Source organism: Saprospiraceae bacterium, assembly GCA_016717265.1.
Classification (GTDB): Bacteria; Bacteroidota; Bacteroidia; order Chitinophagales; family Saprospiraceae; genus Vicinibacter.
Window position 1 is genome coordinate 1,163,979 of the sequence record JADKFX010000001.1, and the last position, 24,601, is coordinate 1,188,579.

Genomic DNA, 24,601 nt, shown 5'->3' on the forward strand with positions numbered 1-24,601 from the left:
TAAACCCAAATAAGATATTTATTATATTTTTAAAAAGTATCCTGAATACATCCAGAGGGTATTACCTTTAACACAATTTTTAAGATGAGTTTTTGGGATAAACTATTGGCTGCTAAAAAGCCTGACAAACCTTTGATTTCATTCGGACGTTTTACGGATGCATATAAATCTAAAGATCAATTGGATGCATGGGATCAAAGTTTGAAATTATTTGAAGAGGGAAATCCTTTGGATTCTGTAAAGCGATTAGTAGATTATTTGAGAAATTCAGCATCCGACAATATAATAGTTGAAGCAGCGGAACCTGATTTAATATTTTTAATTTATCATGGGTCAAAGCAGATAAATTGCACTTTGGATGCTCGTTTATTTAAGGCAGAATCAAAAGTAGCTCATTGTAAAGAGTTAAATGTTGGCTTTCTTAGAAAGGCCGTTGAGTATAATTACAATTTGAATTATGCCCGATTTGCTTTAGATAAGGAGAATAATTTATGTTTGTTATTTGACAGTGTTATATCTGAAGCATCACCTTACAAATTATTTTATGGATTGCGAGAACTCGCACTTCAATCAGATAAAGAGGATGATATATTATTAGATGAATTTGAAAATTTGGAACCGCTCCAAAATCAGCATATAAAAAATTTAAGTCCTAAGATTCTTGAAACTAAAATTTCTTTTATTCGTCAGAAAATTCGGTCCATAACGGAGCCGGATGTTTTGGGCAGTTTGAATGTTCAGCGATTTCAAGGTACGTTAACCTATGTATATCTGGCTGCATTTTATGGTTTAGATTATTTGGTAAAGCCGGAAGGTGCTTTGATGGAACTGATTAGTAATTTGCATATTCAGTATTTTGCAACAGCACCGGCTAATACAGAAGCCAAAGTTACCCTTTTAGAACTTGGGATAAAGGAAATACAGGAAATGTCAGATGCAGATTTGCGAAAGGAACTCTATGAAGTGATTTCCACTTTTGGCATTACAAGTCCGGCAAATCAGGAAACCATTGGGCAATTTATTGAGTCTGAAATAAAAGCAATAAATTGGTATGAGGAAAATAATCATGAAGAAATTTGTATAGCAATCTGCAATTATATTGCGGGTTATTGTTTATATAGTTTTGCAATGCCAGCCGTTACCAGAGATTTATTCCATTTCTACTTTGAAATCGTGGAAGCAAACTATTTTAAATCTTTAGGATTTGAAAATAATTATTGGCAAAGTAATCTGAAGACACTTCAAATGGAAGCTATTAATACGGAAATTGAAGGAATTTTTAAAATCCATAGTGAACGATTTCTTAAACTTCCTAAGGCGGTTAATTTTACGGAGACAAGGCCTCATGTATTCTTGAAATCTTATCTTTTATTTATAAAAAACCTTGTAATATCTTGAGAAGTTTGATAGAAAAATATCGGGATGTAGTAATTCAAATTGCCACCCCTTTTTCCGTCGGGACAGGATTTTATTTGAAAGACTATGATTTAATAATTACCAATGAGCATGTTGTGCGAAATAATAAGGATGTTGTCATTGAAGGAAAGGGGGTGAATAGGCTCTTAAGATCTGTACGATATCTGGATCCTAAATATGATCTTGCTTTTATACAAGGACCAGATAAAAGTGCATTATCAGCTGTTAAATTGCATGAAACCGAAGATTTTCAGCAAGGAGATCTTGTAATTGCGGTAGGGCATCCTTTTGGCTTGAAATATACGGCTACACAAGGTATAATTTCTAATACCAGCCATCAGCAAAACGATCTGTTTTATATACAACATGATGCAGCATTGAATCCTGGAAATAGTGGAGGTCCTTTAGTAAATGAAGGTGGCGAAATATTAGGTGTTAATACCTTTATTATTCAAAATGGTCAGAGTATTGGTTTTTCACTTCCTTCCCGGTATGTAAAACAAGCATTGGAGGATTTTAAGGCCGGGAATAAGAATTTAGGGGTTCGATGTTTTTCCTGTGCAAATATTGTTTTTGAACCAAACCCTGAGAAAAAATACTGTCCCTTTTGTGGAACCCGGATCCAAATGATCTCTCAAATTGAAGATTATGTGCCAAAAGGTATCAAAGCCGAAATTGAGGATTGTTTAAAAACTTTAGGATATGATATAAATCTGACCCGGCGAGGTCCTTATAGCTGGGAAATCAACAGAGGATCTGCAAAAATTATGTTGTCATATCACGAAGAAACTGGAATGATAGCAGGAGATGCTTACATTTGTTCTTTGCCAAAGCTAAGAATTAAAGAAATATATATCTTTCTATTGCAGCAGAATTACGAGTTAGAGGGTCTTTGCTTTAGTATTCAGAATCAAGAGATCATTTTATCATTTCAGATTTTCGATCATTATTTCAAACCGGAATCAGGAATTGAATTATTTCAAAAATTATTCGACAAAGCAAATGCATTCGATGATATTTTGATAAATGATTTTGGCGCAGTAATCCGTGTGGATTAAGGACTTAGACATAGTATTTTTTAAAATTTGTTAAAAATTATGAAAATGGGAATGTTATTTGGAGGAAAGGTCATAAATTTATGCACTTATAACGTAGTAGGTATGAAGCACATCGCTATTTTTCTATTGTTTATGGTTACTTGGGGAGCCCAATCTCAGGATATCCATTTTTCGCAATTTTATATGTCACCAACCAATCTTAATCCTGCATTAACAGGGGTTATGAATTGTAAAATGAGGTTTGTGGCAAATTATCGCAATCAATGGGCACCGGTATTAGGATTTGCAAATTCTTTTAATACCTATAATTTATCTTTTGACCAGAAAGTTCCAGTTGGAAGATATGATTATTTTGGATTTGGAGGCACCTTTTGGGGTGACAAAGCGGGTTCTTTGGACTTTAGCACCCTTCAATTTAAATTGTCGGGATCCTATAGTAAACGAATGTCAGGTTCCAGAACTTCTGCAAATTATTTAGTTTTTGGAGCAGAAGCCGGTTTAAATCAACGAGGAGTTAAATTTCACAATGCTATTTGGGGCACTCAAATCAGTACGAATGGAATTGATCCAAATGGAACAAAGGACCCTGCTATTTTTGATCCTAGTTTCCTTTTTGCAGATGTATCTGTAGGCTTATTATGGTTTTCCGTTTTGGATAAATACAGCAATTTTTATGTAGGTGGTGCATTTAGCCATTTGAATGAACCATTGCAAAACAATATTCAATCAGGAACACCAGGATATATTCCTGCACCATTATACTCTAAATTGACAATTCATGGTGGAGGTGTGTTCGAATTAAGTCGTAAAAACAGTATAAATCCAGGGATCGTAGCTTTTTTCCAAGGCCCTTCGTTTGAGTTAAATGCCGGAACAAGTTTTCGATTTGGATCTGGAACAAGCCGCACAAATGAACAATCTTTTCAATTGGGACTTTGGACTCGTTTAGCGAATAAATATAAAACCGCTGATCAAACTGGAATTCATATGGATGCTCTGATTTTGTCAGCGCGATTTGATTACAACAAATATGGCTTTGGTTTAAGTTATGATGTAAATACATCTTCTTTGAAAAAAGCGAATGCAGGTAATAATTCTTTTGAGCTTTCATTTATCTACAATGTTTGTGGACCTGAAAGAAGAGGAATTTATTGTCCTAATTTCTAAATTATAATTGACATAATAATAATAAATGGTGTTCAATAAAGGACACCATTTTTGTTTTATTTGAAAGCTTATAAAAGGATATTTGTAATTTTGTTACCCACCAAAAACAAAAGGATATGTTTGGGAATAAGAATTCAGTAAATGAAGCAGCAAAATCCGCTGCTGGACCCCTTCCACAAGGAGCATTAAACAGTTTAGTGGTTGGCACACAAGTCGAAGGCACAATCACAGCAGAAAGTGATATTCGCATCGATGGCTTTTTAAAAGGAATCCTTTTATGTAAGGGGAAGGTCATAATCGGTCCTAAAGGCACAATAGAGGGGGAAATAAGAGCTCAAAATGCTACAATAGAAGGGCGTTTTAAAGGTATTTTGCAAATTGAAGACCTACTTCAGGTCAAAGAAACTGCAATTGTGGAAGGAGAAATTAATACCGACAAATTGGCAGTGAGTCCAGGAGCTAAGTTTAATGTTACGAGTAAAATGACCACAAATCCAAGATCAAATACTCCTCCGATCATGAAACCGGAAACGATAAAGATGTAATTTCGAACTCCTTGATGGCTAAATTTGATCTAAAAAGTAATAAAATTCTGAAGTATTCCGGACTAGCTACCCAGATATTTGTTTCCTTAGGCTTGGCCGCTTTTTTCGGAAGATGGTTGGATCAAAAATTCGAGTTAACAAAACCCTTATTAACAGCGATTTTACCGATATTAATGTTGGTTTTATTAATGTTTTGGCTTAATTATGATCTTAAAAAATTGGAAAAATGAATTCTAGCAAATTTTATTTGTGGTTAATTCTAACATCCATTTTGAGTTTATGCATCTCAATTTTTGCAGTTTCTGGGCCTAATATCTATGAACTTAATAAGGCGAGTTATATCCTCATAGCTTTTTTTATCTTCTTTACGATCGTCATATTCATGTTTTCAAATCAGGCTGTAAAATCTAGTAATCCATTTCTATTTACGCGTGTTTTTATTATAAGTATAAGTTTGAAATTATTATTCTTATCTATGTTGGTTGTCCTTTTTGTTAAGTTTTTAGTTATAAAACCAAGAGAATTAGTAATTCCATTGCTTTCAAGCTATTTATTATTTACGATTTTAGAAACCTGGGTGTTGATGAAACTGGCAAAAACAAGCTAATTTATTATTATATTATATTAATTTATATGTATAAATTATTAAAAAACAATGACATAATTTAAAATTGCAAAATATTGTTAATTGTAGTTTAAGAAAACCAAGTCTGTATTATCTTTGCAATCCTTAAAAAAATAATATTTTATGGCAAATCATCAGTCAGCTTTAAAACGCATCAGACAAAATTCAGTGAAAAGAATCGCGAATCGGTATTTTAAGAAGACCACCCGAACTGCGATTAAGAAATTAAAAGAGATGTCCGCTAAAGCTGATGCTCAGAAATATTTATCCAGAGTGATAAGTATGATTGATAAATTAGCTAAGAAAAATACCTGGCATAAAAATAAAGCTTCCAATATAAAAAGTAGCTTAATGCGCCATATAGCAGGTTTAAATTAAGACCATTTTAAAAAAAAATATAAAATCGTGCATTGTGTTCTCAATGCGCGATTTTTTTTTGAATTTTGGGTAAAATTAATTTAGAAGCTTCAACTTATGACTAAACTACGAATAAAGGAAGCCGCAGTACGACTATTTTTTGAAAAGGGATATGGGTCTTGCTCTATGCGGGATTTAGCATCCGCAGTTGGCGTCGAAGCGGCGAGTATTTATAACCATTATCCTTCTAAGGAAGATATTTTAGCGACCATTTGCCTGGAGCTCATGGAAAATCAATTAAAAGGTCTTCACAACATTATTCATTTAAGAAGAACGACCGTAGCACAACTTGAACAATTTATAAGTTATTATCTGAAATTTCAAATCGATAACTGGCTAGCTTTTCAAGTGACCCATACAGAGAATAAACATTTGGAATCAAAGCATGAAGCTACATTCAAAAAATTGAGAAAATCATTTGAAAACCAGGTTTTGGAATTAATTAATCGAGGAATTCAGGAAGAAAAATTTTATTCCCTGGATTCAGAAATCGTATTAAACACATTATTATCAGCACTCAGGTGGAGACAAAATTCACCTAAGAAGTTAGAAAAACTGTATCAAAATAAGCTGAATGAAATGTATCAGGTGATTTTAAAAGGAATTGTAAAAAAATAAGTGCGTAAAATTCAAATTGGAAATACAATTACCAATTATTTATACATTTTAAAAGATACTAAACCTATGCGTTGTATAAAATGTATTATGCTCACCATTAAAACACCGAAACCATATTTCAAACTGCGTTTAAAGTTAATTGAAGAAGCGTCATCAAAATATTTTGTTGGACAACTAATTTCTGCTATTTGAAATTTTTTATAAATTATTTGTGATAGCATTTCATTATCAAAAACAAAATCGTCGGAATTTGTATTGAAGGAAATATTTTCTAAAACATTTTTTGAAAAGGCCCGATATCCCGTATGATATTCTGAAAGTTTATAATCTACAAGCCAGTTTTGTATCAATGTTAAAATTCGATTAAACACAAATTTATAATAGGGCATACCACCTTTTAATGCTCCTTTACCTAATATTCTGGATCCTAACACTACAGGGTATAATTCTTCACCAATAATATTAACCATACTTGGGATCAACTTTGGTGTATATTGATAGTCTGGATGAAGCATAATAATAATATCGGCTCCTATTTCAAGTGCTTTATTATAAAGTGTTTTTTGATTTCCACCATAACCTTTATTTTTTTCATGCCGAATACAATATTTGATTCCTAATTGTTTGGCTAATTCAAAAGTAGAATCTTTACTTGCATCATCACAAAGAATTAATTCATCTACCAAATCCATGGGTATTTCATCTATTGTTTTTTTTAATGTTAAGGCAGCATTATAGGCTGGCATAACAACAACGACTTTTTTATTTTTATACATGTTTGTTAAATGGATACCAGGGTTTCAATAAATTTATTTCATGAAACCGAATTTATTCTTCTTCATGCAGGCTCTCTTCTGTGAGTTTAATAAAGCCAAGGGCTTTAAGTTGATGGTACCATTTGGTGCATTTCTTCATATCTTTTACATGTACGCGATACCGGTCATATTCAGGAATAGAAGTTTCAAAAAAACTTTTGTAATCTGAATCCGATGTTTCGGCGTTTGGAACAGGATCTGTGACTTCTTTATCAAGAAACCGTTGATATACATCTTTCAATGGGATATTATCTGAAAGCGTATAAATTCCTATGGATTCAAGCGGTGAGAATTGATATGTTCTGGATGAAAAGAAATTTGATTTTCCATTTATTAAGTCCTCCAGGATGAGTCCGTTAGGTCTTGACGCTACCAATTTGTACAAAGTAGGTTTCCCGCTTACTGCAATAATTTGATCTATTTGTATCATGTTCTATTAATAGGATTGCAAATATCTAAGTTTTTCTTCTAAATTTGAAAAGGCAAGGTATTGATCTTCTAATCTTTTTACAAATGGTATGGGTGTGTCTAAGGAAGCACAGCGAATAACGGGTGCATCAAGATATTCAAAACAATGTTCATTAATCCATGCACTGATTTCACTGCCAATACCACAAAATAAATTGTCTTCATGTAGAATACAAACCTTACCAGTTTTCAAAACACTCTTCCGGATGGTTTCATAATCCAAAGGTACGATGGTTCTCAAATCAATTAAGTCGGCCTGAATTCCAGTCTTTAATAATATATCTTGTGACCATTTGACACCGAGTCCATAGGTAATTAAGGTCATTTCTTCACCGACTTGTAAAAGTTTAGCACTGCCAAATGGGATGGTATAATATCCTTCAGGCACTTCTGCTTCTATAGATCGGTAGAGTGCTTTATGTTCAAAAAACAAAACCGGATTTGGATCTTCAAAGGCAGTCAATAAGAGTCCTTTTGCATCATATGGATTCGAAGGGTAGGCAATTTTTAAGCCTGCAGTATGTGCAAACCAGGCTTCGTTTGTTTGCGAATGGAAAGGTCCTGCTTGCGTCGCTCCACCACAAGGCATTCGGATGACCACATCCGCATTTTGCTGCCATCGATAGTGTATTTTTGCTAAATTATTAACCACTTGATTAAATCCACTACTCACAAAATCGGCAAATTGCATTTCCACCATGGATTTGATGGATTTTAAGCTAAGGCCTAATGCAGCTCCAAGAATTGCACTTTCACAAATAGGGGTATTGCGAACTCTATCTTTTCCAAATTCATTTACAAAACCTTCTGTAATTTTAAAAACTCCACCATAGTCTGCAATATCTTGTCCCATCAAAACAAGATGGTCATGCTTAATCATAGCTTGATGAAGCCCATCTTTAATGGCATCAATGAAACGGATATTTTTAGTATTTTTTATATCTGTTACCGGCGTTTCCATAAACTTAAATGGAGCAAAAACGTCTGCAAGTTCTTGTTGAGTAGATACCGGTTCATCATCCCATGTAAATACAGATTCTACCTCTTCTTGAATTTGTTTTTTGAATTTTTTACGAATCGTTTCAATTTCTGCAGCAGAAATTATTTTTTCATTTAATAGCCAGGATTCATAATTATTTATGGGATCTTTTGCTGTCCATTCCTCGATCTGTTTTTTTGGAACGTATTTTACGCCACTTGCTTCTTCATGTCCACGAATTCTAAATGTTAAACATTCAATTAAAACAGGTCTTGGATTTTGTCGGATGCTTTTTGAAATTTCTAAAATCGTAGTATACACTTCAAGTATATTATTTCCATCGATAGTAATTCCTTCCATGCCATAACCTATTGCCCGATCCGACAAATTCTTACATGCATATTGTTCAGAAGTGGGTGTTGACAATCCATAACCATTATTTTCAATAATAAAAAGCACAGGCAATGACCATACCGAAGCAACATTTAGTGCTTCATGAAAATCGCCTTCGCTGGTACCTCCTTCCCCAGTAAATGCAAGCGCAAGTTTGCGTTCGTTCTTCAAAATGGAAGCTAAAGCAGCACCATTGGCTAAGGTAAGTTGAGGCCCTAAGTGAGAAATCATGCCAACAATACCATGTTCCAAACTACCAAAATGAAAAGAACGATCTCGTCCTTTAGTATAGCCTTTCGACTTGCCTTGCCATTGAGCAAATAATCGATCTAAAGGCATTCCTCTAGAGGTAAAAACACCTAAATTTCTATGGAGTGGAAAAATTAGCTCATCTTTTTCTAATGCTTCTGTACAGCCCACAGAAATGGCTTCTTGTCCAATACCTGAAAACCATTTAGAAATCCTCCCTTGTCTCAATAATAACAGCATTTTCTCTTCAATTAATCTAGGGTAGAGTAAGGCATGATATAATTGAAGCAATTTGCTATCGGGAAGATTTTTTCTATTATAGTCTATTTTCAAGTTTAATAATTTTATGAAAACTGATGCAAAGATGCATTTTGATTTTCAGAAATCAATTAATAATTTATTAAATTACCGTTTAATGGAATCATTCTAATTTAACTAATTTATTTATTTTAGCTATAAAATTTTATATCAAATTATGATTTAAAAATTTTTTTGAATTTGATCCATAACTACCAATCCAGGAATTTGATCATTTAATATTTTTGTATATTTTAAAAATGTCAATTGTATTTTATAAGTTTGATTCTATTCTCTACTTTTGTTTCATTGCGATGCTCCTTGTTATTTAAAATATTCCTTTAAATACTTCAATGGATTTAATATCCTTGAATTGATCAATATGGTGTTTGTAATACAAAATAAGGATGTCTAATATTCTTCTTTTGTCTTCAATATGTTTAATGAATTCCTGCGGTGTTTGTTTTCTAAATAATTGAATTAACAGCGCGCTATCCTTTGGATTGATAATATGCAAAGCATTGCGTTCATAAGGCACAAAGGAGCCATTGATGAGATCAAAGGCATCATTATTTTTAGAATAATTATCTAATGGATTGAATCCAAGGAAATTTGAAAACTCCAATAAAAAATTAAAATGAAGAAATGGATCCAGTATTTCTGTCTGATCAAGTTGAATAAAACTATTTTTGATAAATTGAAATAATTCAGGATTCGCTTGGTGACCTTTAATGGATTTTCTACAAACCTCAAGGATGAATGTTCCGATTGCAGATCGACGAATATCAAATGGAATTCTTTGATACAGGATAGATGGATTTACTTCTTTAATTCTATGAATTTCTTTGTTTTCATTAAAATATACTAATAAATCAACAAGGTTCATTAATTGAAGTATGGAAGCAAGTCGTTGGCTGGATTTACTAAAAACTCCATTTGCAATAAAGGATTGCAAACCTTGGGCTTCTGTATAAATATCTAAAATCAAACTGCTTTCTTTGAATCTGGTAATGCGAAAAACGATGCCTTCAGTTTTTAACATGACATAGGATTCATACAAAATTTATTTTGAGTGCCGCTTTCCAATATTATCCTGCTATACTGAGGATTTTAATTTCAACTCTTTGATTAAGTTGACGTCCATCTTTAGTTGAATTTGAAGCCACCGGATTTTTACCGCCATACCCTTTACAAAGCATACGCTTTGGGTCAATTCCTTTTTCAACAAAATATAATTTTACAGCTTCTGCCCTTAAAAGAGATAAGCGTTCGCAATATTTTTCAGCACATTTATTATTAGTATGGCCACCAATTTCTACGCGAATCTTAGTATTTTTATTCAAATAATCATAGAGTTCATCTAATACTGCATAGGATTCTACTTTGAATGTAGCGGAATCTGTTTCAAAGTACAATTTTTCAATTTTAAAAACCTGACCAACGGTGACTTTTGTATTATCTAAATATTTTAAAATTCTTTCTTTTGGTTTTTTACCAGAATTTGCAACATCGGTTGCAGGCGTTTTAGGTTTTTGATTTTCTTTTGGTTTTGAAACGATTACTGTATTTTTTTGTTTGTTTCGTTCTTTATCCTTTTTATATTTTGAATAACTAGAATCAGCCGGACAAGGAATTATGCTTAAATGAGATGCATTATCAAGCAAAATATTTCCATTATATGGAAAGAGTACAGGTGTTTTATAAAAAGCTTCTAATTCAAGATAATTGAGATCGTATTTAGGTTCAAATTCAAATTCAAATTTTTTCCAATCAGTATTATCCACCAAGGGAGATTCTGCTAAAAGTTGTTTTTGATTACAATATGCTTCACCTCCCCAGATTCTTAAGATTACAGGTTCCGTAAATTGTTTAAGATCACTGGGTTTATCTTTGTTGGATGCACTTAAATAAGTATCAGAACGACATAAATAAATACTAAAAGAATAACATTTACCTTTTAGAAGTGGTTTTATAAGTCGTTGGGCAACGCGTTCATAGGTTTCATTTTCACGCACGACCATCCCGAGATAAGTATTTCCTTGAAATGCAATTTTGGTTACACTAAATAAAGGTGTATTCCCATTGCCTAAAGCAGGTTGAATATCTGGAGGCGTTTCCCCTTTATGTCCACAATCAACCCAGCCATTTGGAGCTTGACAACATTGTGGACTACCTTCAAAAGAGCCATTTTGAAGAAAGATATCATTGGAATTTTGAGCGTGTATTGTAGAAAGCAAGCAAATAAAAAGTGCTGTATAAAAATAGTTTCGACTTTTACAAAAGAAGTTTAAAAGTTCTTTTTGGTTTAGCATTTTATATGTTTTATTTCCTCTCAAACAGACTAAATTTATAGAATTTTTTGTTTTAACGAATCTGATTTCGGAAAGTTTATTTTTTATGATGTTAATTTATTTTATAAAAGTATTTCTGATTTCAATTTATTATTTCTTAACTAAATGCTATTATTTCTAATGTCCTGATTCATTTTGCATCGTTATTTATGGAATTCTTATAAACTAAAACAGGACAATTTATTTAAAGAAATTTCAATCTTCCTTGATTTTTTAGAAACGCAAACGAATTTTGAATTTGTCAACATGGATTAAAACTTACTGTTTTTTCTGCTTAACGGATTATTGATTTTATAAATTGTAAATAAAAACATAAAAAGCCGATAAATTTAACTACATTCTTGGAATTAGATGAATAAAAAGTAGCCTTATTAACAAGTTATTTATCCTTATTCACCAAATGCATTCAATCCGGTAATATCCATTCCGGTTATCAGCAAATGAATGTCATGGGTTCCTTCATAAGTTAAAACGGTTTCAAGGTTCATCATGTGGCGCATGATTGGATACTCATTGGTAATTCCCATGCCTCCTAATATTTGACGCGCTTCGCGGGCTATAACCAAGGCAGTGTGTACATTATTTCGTTTAGCCATTGAAATTTGAGCAGGTGTTGCTTTACCAGCATTTGCTAAAACTCCCAGTCTCCAGGCTAATAATTGAGCTTTTGTAATTTCGGTAATCATTTCCGCTAATTTCTTTTGGGTTAGCTGAAATGCTCCAATGGGTTTGTTAAATTGGATACGTTCTTTTGAATACCTTAACGCGGTATCATAGCAATCCAATGCAGCTCCAATAGCACCCCAGGCAATGCCATATCTCGCTTTTGATAAACAAGAAAGCGGACCTTTGAGGCCTTTAACATTTGGGAAAACATTGGCTTTTGGCACCCGAACATCTTCAAAAACCAATTCTCCTGTAATGGAGGCTCTCAGGGACCATTTTCCATGAATTTCTGGTGCGGAGTATCCTTTCCACCCATTTTCTACAATCATACCTAAGATTTCTCCGGCTTCATTTTTTGCCCAAACAACTGCAATATCTGCTACTGGTGAATTTGTAATCCACATTTTAGCACCATTTAAAATATATGCATCACCATCTTCTTTAACCGTACTTACCATGCCCGCTGGATTAGAACCATAATCTGGTTCTGTTAACCCAAAACAGCCTATAAATTCCCCAGAACCTAGTTTAGGTAAGTATTTTCTCCTTTGTTCTTCAGATCCCCATTTAAAAATTGGGAACATCACTAAAGAGCCTTGGACAGATGCCATGGAGCGAATTCCTGAATCTCCACGTTCTAATTCCTGCATAATGATCCCATATGCAATTTCATCCATTCCACCCCCACCATATTCTCTAGGCAAACTAGGACCATAGGCCCCGATTTCTGCCAATCCTTTAAATAAATGTTTTGGACATTCGGCTCTATTTGAAAAGTCTTCAATAATCGGGCTAACTTCTTGCTTAACCCAAGCCCTTACAGCCTCCCGGGCTAATAAATGATCTTCCTGTAAGAGTTCATCAATCTGATAATAATCATGCCCTTCGTAACGGTCCAATCCTTTTGTTTTAGATGTCATGGCTTTTGTTCAATTTTGCACAAAATTAAGGATCAAAGATGGTGCTTATTGAAACAGCTTGTTAATAAATTATGGAACCAGAAAAAATTATTAAAATTGAACTCCTGGGTATACGATTTTTTGGATCGTATGGACTTTACCCGGTGGAATCTCTTTGGAATTCTGAGTTACTTATGGATTGTACCCTGACTTTTAATATAAATTCAGAATCTGAATTGGAATTAAAGGATACCGTAGATTATCAAATGATTTATACAGAATTGCAGTCGGAGCTTCAACAAAAGCATAAGCTGCTTGAAAATATTGCCATTCGATCCATAAAGCGAATCAAAAATATGGATTCAAGAATTCGAAGTTGCAAAATTAAAATTTATAAAAAACCACAATTGAATGGGCCACTTTTGCACGTTGCCGTTGAATTAGAATTTTAAATTTTAGCTAAACAGATTATCTAGTAGTAACATTTGTTTCATTTTAATAAAGTGCTGATTACATATTTTTATAAGTATGATACTTTAGCATATTTTGAACTTTTCATTTGTAATTATTTCCCCAAAAGTTACAAAAAAATGTATTGAAAATGTATCTATATATTTTTTTTCATTTTGTATAATTATCAGCACTAATTAGCTATGAATGCAATTAAAAAATATTAGTGCAATCTGTTTTTGATACTAGAATTGTTTATGCAAGATTAAATACTTTTGTTTTAGCGAAGCCGCAAATCAAGTCAAAAACCGAAGCATGTATTCACTATTTAATTTAGTGAGAAATTGTATAGTTGTATTATTATGTATAACCATTTCTCAACTTGCAATGTCAGCAAGGCATAAGATTTTGCCGATTGCATTCGAATTCAAGGGTGTTCATCCTGGAGTAGCTTTAGATTCTACGAGTATTATTTTTAGTGACAATCCTAAATTCAGTTTTTTAGACCCTTTAATCATTCATTGCCCTTCTCAACCAACAACGATTTATCAATGTAGAACTGCAGTTCCAAATGCAGCTATTGACACCATTCAATTCAAACTACTAGGTGGAAGTATTATTAGTTTTTGTGATTCCTTAAATATAAGTAGTGTAGATAGCTGGAACATTGGTGGCGGTTGCGCCTTTGATACCTTGAAATTGACGAGAACTTATAAATTAAAAGATTCTAAGGATTCTGTTTTATGTGCTTTGATTTATTCAGTAGTAGATACAACATCTCCTACTGTGACTTGTCCACCGAATATCACCTTAAGTTGTGAGTCTTTTAATTCACCTGTTGTGACAGGTATGGCAACGGCAACAGATAATTGTTTTGGTTTTGCAGCAAGTATATTACATCATGATTATATAGAATCCGGTGACTGTGTAAATAGTTATTTCATCACCCGCACCTGGACCGCAAGAGATATTTGTAATAATAGCAGTAACTGTGCACAATTAATTACAGTAAAAGATACTACGCCGCCATCCATAACATGTTCTGCTGGAACAAACCTGAGTTGTACTTTAGAAATTCCGATTCCTAATTTGAATAGTGTTATAACTTCTGATAATTGCGCTGGGACGGTTATGGTAAGTTATATTAAAGATTCTATTGCAAATCAAACATGTACAAACCGATATTCATTAATCAGAATTTATGAGGCAAAAGATATATGCGGTAATAAGAATAGGTGTACACAAACATTCCAAATTAATGATCAAACTGGCCCTGGTATTAATTGTCCTTCTACAGTAAATATAAGTTGCGCTTTTGAAGTACCAAATCCTACACCAAATAATGTAATTTCAAATGATTTTTGCGGTGGACCTGTAACTGTAATTCATTTAAAAGATTCCATATTTAGTCAAACATGTATAAATAGATACACGATTCGAAGAACCTTTCGTTCCACAGATATTTGCGGTAATAGTTCTACTTGTAATCAGACAATCCGGGTTATGGATTTCGTAGCACCTGTATTGACCTGTCCCATCGATGTAGTAGTTACCTGTGCAAATGATGTTCCGGTAGCAAATATAAATGAAGCCATTGCGGATGATTTTTGTGGTCAGGATGTTAAATTAACGCATCAAGGAGATCTCATAACAAATCAAACAGGTGAGAATAAATTCTTACTTATCCGTACTTATCGCGCAAGAGACACCTGTGGTAATTTTGTAGATTGTGAGCAGCAAATAACGGTATTAGATGATACTGCACCAACCATAACATGTCCAGCAGATTTAACTGTGAATTGTGCCGGTGAAGTGCCCACTCCTGATGAAGATTTGGTTTTTACTACAGATAATTGTAGCGACACTTTAACTATTGCTTTTATAAGTGATGTTGTTACAAATATTATAAGTCCTAATCAGTATGAAATTACCAGGACCTATAGATCCACAGATGGAAGCGGCAATTCAATAACCTGCCTTCAAACAATCAATGTATCAGATTTTACTCCACCTGTAATTACATGCCCGAATAATCTTAGTTTTAAATGTGCATCTGAAGTTCCAATAGCAGATGTGAATGGGATTGCAGCATTTGACAATTGTCTTGGAGCAGTAAAAGTAGAGTATGGTGGGGATGTAGTCGCAGTACAAATTTGTCCAAATCGATTTAGTATTACCAGATCTTATAGGGCCACAGATGTAAGTGGTAATGTAAAAACCTGTGTTCAAACCATTACGGTCTTTGATCAAATTATTCCATTAATTACCTGTCCAATTGACCTAAATGTTGACTGTAGTGCAGATATTCCTGTACCAAATCCAGGAACCCTCGTTGCTTCAGATTTTTGTTTAGGTATTGTTACCATTGCGCATGTGGGAGATTCCATAATTAACCGGATTTGTAAAGATCGGTATACTGTTTTCAGGACCTATAAAGCAACAGATGTTTGTGGAAATTTCGCACTCTGTACCCAAATCATTCAAGCAGATGATCGCATTGCACCAAGCATTGTTTGTCCTCAAAATCTTACCATAAATTGTCACGATAGTTCAGATCCTGTAGCTACTGGTATGCCAATAACAAATGATCATTGTGGCGCTTCAGTCCAACAAAATTTTACAGATCAAAGAACGAATGGTAATTGCCAGGATCAATACCTGATATCAAGAACCTGGACTGCTACCGATAGTTGCGGAAATGTAAACCGTTGTGTTCAATCTATTACAGTACAGGATACAAATAGGCCTGTAATAAATTGCCCTATAAATATTACGATCCAATGTCAGGATGCGAATGCACCTGCAAATGTAGGATCTGCAACTGCAACAGACCTTTGTTCTCCATTTCCATTAGTTATAAACTTTAACGATATTATTATTCCTGGGAATTGTTCTGGAAATTATATTATATCAAGATCCTGGACTGCAACAGATCGTTGCGCTAATGCAACTACTTGTATTCAAGAAATTGCCGTAATAGACACTGCGAAACCAATTTTAATTTGTCCATTAGGTGTAACAATTAATTGTGAACAAAGTACAAATCCAGTAAATACCGGAAATGTAACAGCTACTGATAATTGCACACCCTTAATTACAAATATTGTATTTCAGGATAATATCGTTACAGGAATCTGTGCCAATACCTTTACGATTCAAAGACGCTGGATGGCAACTGATAATTGTGGTAATAGTAATTTTTGCATACAACAAATTAATGTTCAAGATACCACCCGTCCAAGTTTTGTAATTCCTCAAAATATTACCATTTCATGTGCTGATGATATTGATGATCTTGCGATTACAGGGAATTATTTATCTGCAGTTGATTTATGTAGTGCAGTGACTGTTGATTATACTGATAAAATTGATTTATCTGGATGCAATGGTTCAGGTGAAATTCGGAGAAGCTGGACAGCAACAGACTTATGTGGTAATGCGAATACTCAAGTTCAAATTATCACAGTTTCTTGTCCTAAATTTGATTTGGCATTAAGGAAAACTCAGGTTTCATCGGGGAATGTAAAATATGGCGATACCATTCATTTTAAAATTACAGTGGTAAATCAAGGTTGTGAATCTGCACAAGATATATTGATTACAGATTATATGACTCCTGGATATACATTTCTGCCAGCAATTAATTTAAATTGGCTTATTCACGGTGATTTAATGCAAACCACAATTCCGGGGCCGATATTGCCAAATGATACCAGTTTTGTAATTATCAAATTAAGAATTAATCCTTTAATAAATACGGGTGCTTTGAGTTGGGTAAACATTGCTGAAATCTCAAAAGCTAAAGATATTAACGGATTAGATCCAGATGACATTGATAGCAAATATGATACGATTCCAGGAAATGACATGGGAGGAATTCCATTCTCCAGTTTCGATGATTTTTTAGATGGAAATGGATTGGATGATATTGATGCATCAGATATACAACTTCCGGTAGTACAAGATATTGCCTTAAGAAAAACAATTGCCAGTGCAGGTCCTTTTTTAACTGGAACAGATGTACCTTTTGAAATTACCGTTTTTAATCAGGGGAATGTACCGCTAGATCAAATAGTGATTGAAGATTATTTTCCAAATGGATTTTCATTTGACAATGCAGTCAATTTGGATTGGACAAAACTCAATGATTCTACTTTAAGGACTACCGTAAATTCAAGTTTATTGCCTGGTGAAAGTGCTATTATTCCATTAATTTTAAAAGTCATTCAGCCTTCTGTAAAGCATTCAAAGAGTTGGTTAAATTATGCAGAAGTAATAAGTGCAATTGGTTTTGGTGGTATACCAATAGTTGATGCCGATTCAAATTTAGGTTCTAATTCATCAAAGGAAAAATCACTCTTGCAATCTTCTGTAGACAACAATAATATTTTTGGCAATGCTAAATTGAATAATTCTGATGAAGATGATCATGATGTTGAAGGATTTAGTGTTGGAACCAAACTTGGAGATTTTGTTTGGTTGGATTTGAATGATAATGGAATACAGGATCCTCTGGAACTTGGAGTGCCAGATATTAAAATTAACTTATATAATGATGAAGGAATTTTAGTTCGTAAGGATACTACCGATGCAAATGGATTTTATGAATTTGATGAACTTGATCCAGGTCATTATTTGATTTTAGTAAGTTTAGGCAGTTTGTCAACTACCCATTATTTTGGGAAGCGAGATATAGGATTAAATGGAGCGTTGGATAGTGATGTGAGCAGTGCAGGAACCAGTGGAATCATTGATCTTCAAGGTGGCGTGGTTTACGACAGCCTGGATATTGCCCTAGTACCATTTACACAGCTTTGTGGATTAGTTTGGAATGATAAAAATGTAAATGGGATTCGGGATCCGGGAGAGGAGTTGATAAAAAATGTAGTGGTTGCATTATTTGATGCTAAAACAAAACAACAATTAAAAATCACGCTGACTGATGGAAATGGAAAATATATTTTTCCAAAATTAAAAACTGGTTCTTATTATATTAAAGTCACACCTCCAACAAATTCTAAATTTACCCTGCCCAATGTAGGTAGTGATCTGACAGATAGTGATATTGATCAATCCAATGGAATCTGCACAAGTACAAGTTTGGATTTAAAAACAGGACCTACGCCAGGGACTTTAGATGCAGGTATATATTATTGCTCTAGCATCACGGGGATAGTTTGGAATGATGTAAATTACAATCATGTTTTCAACCTTGGAGAGAAAGGTATCAATGGTTTGAATGTTCAGTTATTTAATGCACTCAATAATCAATTAGTAGCCTCCACAATTACAGGTCCAAAGCCGGGAACGCCCTCTGATGATGGGTATTATATTTTTGATTGTATAACACCCGGTAGATACTATGTTAAATTTTGGAGACCTGTAAATTACTATTTCGGACAAGCATACAAAACGAGTAATCCATTATATGATTCCGATGTTACCAAAGCTTTTGGTACGGGCACAACAGATGCTCTGAATTTAGCGCAAGGGACGATTATCGTCGGGATTAATGCTGCACTGAGCAGAAACCCGGGTGGTGGAGGATTGATTAAACAAGATGATGGTAATTTGTTAAATGATTTTGCTACTTCAGAAAATAGTGATTCTGATATCATAACAGCGGAGGATTCAGAGCATGAAAACATGTTACTTGAAGTATATCCGGTGCCTGCAAATAATGAATTATTTATTGGAATTCATCAAACAAAGTCATTTCCTTTTGCGATTCGAATTTATGATTTAAATAGCAAACAAGTTTATTTTAAACTTATACGGAATGAATCAGAATGTCAGGATTTGAAACGATTTGATTTAAGTTCTTTTAGTCCGGGACAATACCGAATTCTAGTTCAACAGGGATCTACGAAATTGAGTAAGGATTTTATGATCGTCCGATAGGGCGTGGCTGGTAAATCGTTAAGAATTTCTTATCTACATCAAATTTTGCTTCATTTCAAGAAATAGTCAGATATTTGCGGTTTAATAGAAGCCGTAAAGCATTGAATTTTAATAGTATAGCACCTCAATGATTCGACTTTTTAAGAAAAGCGTATTATTATAAGCTATATTTTGATTTTTTATTTACTTTTTATAATTTTAATAATTGTATATGAAACCATTTTTAACACTGTTAATAATTTTTATCTCTTGGGCAGTTAATGCACAGATAGTTTATACGGAAAATGACGGACCAAGAGTCGGGCACCAAACTGAAAACAAAGTACTTGAAAGTCTTGATGGAATAGATCTTAGTCAACTTAAGTTGGCGGGTGCAAATCGTTCCTGGAATATTACAGGCGAAGCCTCTGATTTTGACAAAATTGCTTATGTTGGTGTTTCTGATTTATCTTTTAAATCTAAATTTCCTGGAACGAATTTGGCTCAAATCAATTTGCCAAATGATGATAGTAGTTACACGATGCTAGAAAAGAACAGCTCTGGAATTTATTGGTTAGGTTTTAGAGATACGTCTACTACCGTAGTATTTAATTCAAAATTTACATTATTACCTTTCCCATTAAGCTTTGGGAAGAATTTTCAAAATAATGTGGATGCTGATTTTGTTGCAGATACGCTGCTATTTAAAATTGAAATTCAGACAAATTCAAATGTTGATGGATGGGGAATAATCACTACAAATACAGGAAGCTTTCCAGCACTTAAAGTAAGAACAAATCAAATTACAGAGATTACTACGATTGGTATTCCGATTGGTAGTTCAACCATTGAATCTCATAATTGGTATGCATCGGGTTATTCAAATCCTGTTGCTACCTTATTATATAATGAAACGGAGTCTCCATTTGGATTATTTAATGACACCACAATTACCTATTTGCATAAAGAAGAATTAGTTGCAAATGAAAATGTTCAAAATTCAAATTTGAAATTATGGCTTTCTCCTAATCCTGCACAAAATTTATTAAATATTCAAGTAACGACAGATGTTAGTTTTAAATCTGGTGTGTATGAAATTTTTAATGCAGAGGGTAAGCGTGTACTAAATGGTGAAATTAAATCCAGCGATAATTTTCCTTTGGATGTTCAACAAATACCAAGTGGGAATTATTTTATTCAACTTATTTTGGATAAGAAAATTTTACTGTTTGATATTTTTACTAAAAATTAATAAAGGTTTTTTAAAACAGTTGTTTAGCAATTATTTTTTAGCTGTCTTTATTTTAAGAGAGCAAATTAAGTAGTCGAATCATGAAATTTAATACCAAAGTAATTCATGCTGGCATTCATCCAGATCCATCAACAGGTGCTATCATGACTCCTATTTTTCAAACATCTACCTATGTTCAGGATGGGCCAGGAAATCATAAGGGCTTTGAGTATGCCAGAACACAGAACCCAACGCGGCAAGTGTTAGAAGAAAACCTGGCAGCTCTGGAAAATGGTTATGGTGGTATTTGTTTTGGTAGTGGGTTGGCGGCTATGGATGCAGTTATTAAATTGCTTAAATCTGGTGATGATGTGTTGGCGACGAATGATTTATATGGAGGATCTTACAGATTATTAGTCCGTATTTTCAGTCAGTTTGGGATCGAGAGTCGATTCATACCAATGCAAAACATAGAATTTGTAAATTCCCAAATTAAAAGCAATACAAAATTAATCTGGATTGAAACACCGACGAATCCATTATTAAGCATTATTGATATTGCTGCAATCTGTAAAATAGCCAGGGATAAAAATATTTTGGTATGTGTTGATAATACGTTTGCATCGCCTTATTTGCAAACTCCTTTGGATTTAGGAGCAGATTTGGTTTTGCATTCTGCAACTAAATATTTAGGAGGCCATTCAGATGTTATACATGGAGCATTAGTAGCGAAATCAAAGGATCTTTATGAAAATTTAAAATTCATCCAAAACGCTTCTGGTGCAATACCAGGTCCTGTAGATTGTTTTCTCATACTAAGAGGAATCAAAACTTTGCATTTGAGAGTGGAGAGATCTTGTCAAAATGCCCGAATCATTGCTGCTTATCTTTTAACGCATCCCAAAGTTTCAAGAGTTTTATACCCGGGTTTTGAAACGCATCCTGGTCATTTAATAGCAAAATCACAAATGAAAGATTTTGGAGGAATGATCTCTTTTGATTTAAAAGATGGTCTCTTTGAATCTGCTAAAGACATCCTTTCTAAGACTCAGCTTTTTGCCTGTGCTGAATCCCTGGGAGGGGTTGAATCTTTGATTGGTCATCCGGCAAGTATGACCCATGCCTCAATTCCAAAAGAAGACAGAATGGCTAATGGATTGACAGACAGCTTAATACGATTAAGCATTGGCGTTGAAGATGTAGATGACCTCATCGCAGATTTGGATCAAGCGATTGCGTAATAATTAGCTCATATTTTTAATGTTTTAGGCCTACATTTTGCGTTCCTGTTATAGCTTTGCCGCAGATTAGCGATTCCTCTTATGAAATGGGTATTAGATTTTTTATTCAAGTCCTCAATTGGCCGAAAAGTGGTCATGAGTTTATCTGGTTTGTTCCTTATATTATTTTTAATGGTGCATCTTTTAGGGAATCTTCAATTGTTGAAAGATGACGGCGGTATGCAATTTAATTTGTATACTTATTTTATGACCCATAATCCACTTATTAAATTGGTGTCTTATCTTTTATATCTCACAATTTTAATACACACATTTCAAGGGATTTATCTGGCTTGGAAAAATAGACAAGCGAAAGGAAAAAAATATGCTGTTACGTCAAATACGAATGGAAGTTATTTTGCTAAATATATGATTCATTTAGGGGTTATAATTTTAATTTTTATACTGATTCACTTATATCAATTCTGGCTTCAAATGAAACTTGGAAATGTTCCGGTTGTTGAATATCCAGGTTATGAACATACGTTTCAAGATCTTTATACACCGGTTGTTGACGCTTTTAAGAATATTGGATTTGTTATATTTTATTGTCTTTGTATGATCGTAATGGCCATGCACTTAATCCATGGATTTCAGTCCGCTTTTCAATCTATTGGATTAAATCATAAAAAATACAATGCATTCATTCGGTTTTTAGGTTGGGCATACTCTATATTAATACCGCTTGGGTTTGCCATTCTTCCTATATATATTTATTTAACGCAAGCCTGATTCTAATTATGAGTACAATTAATTCAAAAATTCCTGCAGGCAATTTAGAACAAAAATGGAGCAACTATAAATCTAAGGTGCCATTAGTATCTCCTGCAAATAAACGCAAAATAGACATTATCGTCGTTGGGAGTGGATTAGCTGGTGCTTCAGCTGCTGCAAGCTTAGGCGAATTAGGTTATAATGTACATTGTTTCACCTTCCATGATAGTCCGAGAAGGGCTCACAGTATTGCCGCTCAAGGCGGAATTAATGCTGCAAAAAACTATATGAATGATGGTGACAGTGTGTTTAGATTGTTTTATGATACGATTAAGGGGGGCGATTATAGAGCCCGGGAGGGCAATGTTTACAGACTAGCAGAAGTAAGTGCTGCTATAATTGATCAAGCCGTTGCACAAGGTGTACCATTTGCCAGGGAGTATGGCGGACTTTTAGAAAATCGTTCTTTTGGAGGTGTGCAAGTGAGTCGGACATTTTATGCAAGAGGTCAAACCGGACAACAACTTTTAATCGGAGCATATCAGGCATTAAGCAGACAGATTGCTTTAGGAAATGTAAAAATGTATAACCGGCATGAAATGCTGGAATTAGTCTTGGTGGATGGAAAAGCCAGAGGTATCATCGCTCGAAATTTATTGACCGGGTCTTTGGAACGTTTTGGTGCACATTGTGTAGTATTAGGAACTGGAGGTTATGGAAATGTATTTTACTTATCCACCAATGCAATGGGTTGTAATACCAGTGCAATTTGGAAAGCAGTTCGAAAAGGAGCTTATATGGCGAATCCATGTTTCACTCAAATTCATCCTACCTGTATACCGGTTTCTGGCGACTATCAATCCAAATTAACCTTAATGTCGGAATCTTTGCGAAATGATGGAAGAGTCTGGGTACCTGCGAAAAAAGAAGATGCTGAAAGTATTCGTTCTGGAAAGAAAAAAGGCGATGAAATTCCAGAATCAGATCGAGATTATTTTTTGGAAAGAAGATATCCTGCTTTTGGAAATTTAGTGCCTCGGGATGTTGCATCCCGTGCTGCAAAAACAGCATGTGATAATGGTTTAGGTGTAAGTCCTACAGGCCTGGCCGTATATTTGGATTTTACAGCAGCCATTCTACGGTATGGAAAATCCAAAGCGAATGTATTAGGAAATCATAATCCAGACGAACAAACGGTTCGTAAATTGGGTGAAGAAGTGATCGAAGAAAAGTATGGCAATTTGTTTGAAATGTATGAAAAAATTACGGGTGAAAATCCTTATAAAACACCTATGAAAATTTATCCTGCAGTTCATTATACGATGGGTGGATTATGGGTAGATTATAATTTAGAGACCAATATTCCTGGTTTATTTGCTACAGGTGAAGCCAATTTTTCTGATCATGGAGCAAATCGTTTAGGTGCATCCGCATTGATGCAAGGACTAGCGGATGGTTATTTTGTGCTGCCGTATACCATCGGTAATTTTTTATCCGAAGATATTAGAACGCCAAAAATGGATACGAAAAATACTGCTTTTGATCTGGCAGAAAATGAAGTAAGGCAAAGACTAAATCAATTATTACAGATTAAAGGAAAAACTACGGTAGAAACATTTCATCGTCGTTTAGGAAAAATTATGTGGGATTATTGTGGCATGGCAAGAAATGAAAATGGTTTAAAAAATGCCAGACAATTAGTAAAAGAATTAAGAGCGGAATTTTGGAAAGATGTTTATATACCCGGTACTGCCGATGAGTTTAATCCGGAGTTGGAAAAAGCTGGAAGAGTAGCTGATTTTTTAGAATTGGGTGAACTCATGATTGTAGATGCATTAAATCGCAATGAATCTTGTGGTGGACATTTTAGAGAAGAGTTTCAAACAGGAGAAGGAGAGACCTTGCGGGATGATGAAAATTATGCATATGTCGCTGCATGGTTGTGGGCTGATTTAGATAAGGAACCAGAATTAATAAAAGAAAATTTGGAGTTTGAGAATATTAAAATTGCAAGTCGGAGTTATAAATAAAAATTTGCAATTTTATGGAAATTTAATCTTGTAGAAAAAGTAGGAAATGAATT

20 protein-coding genes are annotated in these 24,601 nt (G+C 34.0%); 14 read left to right on the forward strand and 6 right to left on the reverse strand.

Annotated features, from left to right (window positions below):
- Positions 1–84 precede the first annotated feature (84 nt).
- The 8 genes from IPO86_04580 (at position 85) to IPO86_04615 (ending at position 5,846) form a co-directional block, all read left to right on the forward strand.
- Positions 85–1,398: a hypothetical protein gene (locus tag IPO86_04580; GenBank protein MBK9727379.1), complete on the forward strand. Its 1,314-nt coding sequence runs from the start codon at positions 85–87 to the stop codon at positions 1,396–1,398.
- Positions 1,395–2,474 carry a trypsin-like peptidase domain-containing protein gene (locus tag IPO86_04585; protein ID MBK9727380.1) on the forward strand — a complete coding sequence of 360 codons (1,080 nt, stop codon included), beginning with the start codon at positions 1,395–1,397 and terminating at the stop codon, positions 2,472–2,474. Before IPO86_04580 ends, IPO86_04585 begins: the two co-directional genes overlap by 4 nt.
- A gap of 102 nt (positions 2,475–2,576) precedes the next feature.
- Entirely contained in the window at positions 2,577–3,641 is a 1,065-nt protein-coding gene (locus IPO86_04590; protein MBK9727381.1) for a PorP/SprF family type IX secretion system membrane protein, read from the forward strand.
- A 116-nt stretch (positions 3,642–3,757) separates the two neighbouring features.
- A complete protein-coding gene (locus tag IPO86_04595; protein MBK9727382.1) occupies positions 3,758–4,186 on the forward strand; it encodes a polymer-forming cytoskeletal protein in 429 nt (142 codons plus the stop codon).
- Positions 4,187–4,200: 14 nt separating this feature from the next.
- Positions 4,201–4,416: an AtpZ/AtpI family protein gene (locus IPO86_04600; protein MBK9727383.1), complete on the forward strand. Its 216-nt coding sequence runs from the start codon at positions 4,201–4,203 to the stop codon at positions 4,414–4,416.
- Positions 4,413–4,793: a hypothetical protein gene (locus IPO86_04605; protein MBK9727384.1), complete on the forward strand. Its 381-nt coding sequence runs from the start codon at positions 4,413–4,415 to the stop codon at positions 4,791–4,793. Before IPO86_04600 ends, IPO86_04605 begins: the two co-directional genes overlap by 4 nt.
- 141 nt (positions 4,794–4,934) lie before the next feature.
- A complete protein-coding gene (locus IPO86_04610; GenBank protein ID MBK9727385.1) occupies positions 4,935–5,189 on the forward strand; it encodes a 30S ribosomal protein S20 in 255 nt (84 codons plus the stop codon).
- Between the two features lie 96 nt (positions 5,190–5,285).
- A complete protein-coding gene (locus IPO86_04615; protein MBK9727386.1) occupies positions 5,286–5,846 on the forward strand; it encodes a TetR/AcrR family transcriptional regulator in 561 nt (186 codons plus the stop codon).
- 35 nt (positions 5,847–5,881) lie between these two features.
- Here IPO86_04615 and IPO86_04620 read toward each other — a convergent pair whose 3' ends face one another.
- The 6 genes from IPO86_04620 to IPO86_04645 all read right to left on the reverse strand — a co-directional run bounded on the left by IPO86_04620 (position 5,882) and on the right by IPO86_04645 (position 12,984).
- The gene (locus IPO86_04620; protein MBK9727387.1) at positions 5,882–6,622 is read right to left on the reverse strand and encodes a glycosyltransferase family 2 protein; all 741 of its coding nucleotides are present in this window, start codon (positions 6,620–6,622) and stop codon (positions 5,882–5,884) included.
- Between the two features lie 52 nt (positions 6,623–6,674).
- Positions 6,675–7,091 carry a DUF5606 domain-containing protein gene (locus IPO86_04625; protein MBK9727388.1) on the reverse strand — a complete coding sequence of 139 codons (417 nt, stop codon included), beginning with the start codon at positions 7,089–7,091 and terminating at the stop codon, positions 6,675–6,677.
- Positions 7,092–7,097: 6 nt separating this feature from the next.
- Entirely contained in the window at positions 7,098–9,083 is a 1,986-nt protein-coding gene (locus IPO86_04630; protein ID MBK9727389.1) for a dehydrogenase E1 component subunit alpha/beta, read from the reverse strand.
- A 292-nt stretch (positions 9,084–9,375) separates the two neighbouring features.
- Positions 9,376–10,089: a DNA repair protein RecO gene (recO, locus tag IPO86_04635; protein ID MBK9727390.1), complete on the reverse strand. Its 714-nt coding sequence runs from the start codon at positions 10,087–10,089 to the stop codon at positions 9,376–9,378.
- A gap of 46 nt (positions 10,090–10,135) precedes the next feature.
- Positions 10,136–11,359, reverse strand: a complete 1,224-nt coding sequence (locus IPO86_04640; GenBank protein MBK9727391.1) for an OmpA family protein — start codon at positions 11,357–11,359, stop codon at positions 10,136–10,138.
- A gap of 428 nt (positions 11,360–11,787) precedes the next feature.
- Positions 11,788–12,984, reverse strand: coding sequence for an acyl-CoA dehydrogenase family protein (locus IPO86_04645; protein ID MBK9727392.1), 1,197 nt, complete (start codon positions 12,982–12,984; stop codon positions 11,788–11,790).
- 71 nt (positions 12,985–13,055) lie between these two features.
- Here IPO86_04645 and IPO86_04650 point away from each other — a divergent pair, with 71 nt between their 5' ends.
- The 6 genes from IPO86_04650 (at position 13,056) to IPO86_04675 (ending at position 24,548) form a co-directional block, all read left to right on the forward strand.
- The gene (locus tag IPO86_04650) at positions 13,056–13,415 is read left to right on the forward strand and encodes a dihydroneopterin aldolase (GenBank protein MBK9727393.1); all 360 of its coding nucleotides are present in this window, start codon (positions 13,056–13,058) and stop codon (positions 13,413–13,415) included.
- A 313-nt stretch (positions 13,416–13,728) separates the two neighbouring features.
- Complete coding sequence (locus IPO86_04655) at positions 13,729–19,314, forward strand: hypothetical protein (GenBank protein MBK9727394.1); 5,586 nt, start codon at positions 13,729–13,731, stop codon at positions 19,312–19,314.
- 211 nt (positions 19,315–19,525) lie between these two features.
- A complete protein-coding gene (locus IPO86_04660) occupies positions 19,526–20,545 on the forward strand; it encodes a T9SS type A sorting domain-containing protein (protein ID MBK9727395.1) in 1,020 nt (339 codons plus the stop codon).
- Between the two features lie 80 nt (positions 20,546–20,625).
- Positions 20,626–21,765 (forward strand): cystathionine gamma-synthase, encoded by a 1,140-nt coding sequence (locus IPO86_04665; protein MBK9727396.1) that lies wholly within the window; start codon positions 20,626–20,628, stop codon positions 21,763–21,765.
- An 81-nt stretch (positions 21,766–21,846) separates the two neighbouring features.
- A complete protein-coding gene (locus IPO86_04670; protein ID MBK9727397.1) occupies positions 21,847–22,536 on the forward strand; it encodes a succinate dehydrogenase cytochrome b subunit in 690 nt (229 codons plus the stop codon).
- An 8-nt stretch (positions 22,537–22,544) separates the two neighbouring features.
- Complete coding sequence (locus IPO86_04675) at positions 22,545–24,548, forward strand: fumarate reductase/succinate dehydrogenase flavoprotein subunit (protein ID MBK9727398.1); 2,004 nt, start codon at positions 22,545–22,547, stop codon at positions 24,546–24,548.
- Positions 24,549–24,601 lie beyond the last annotated feature (53 nt).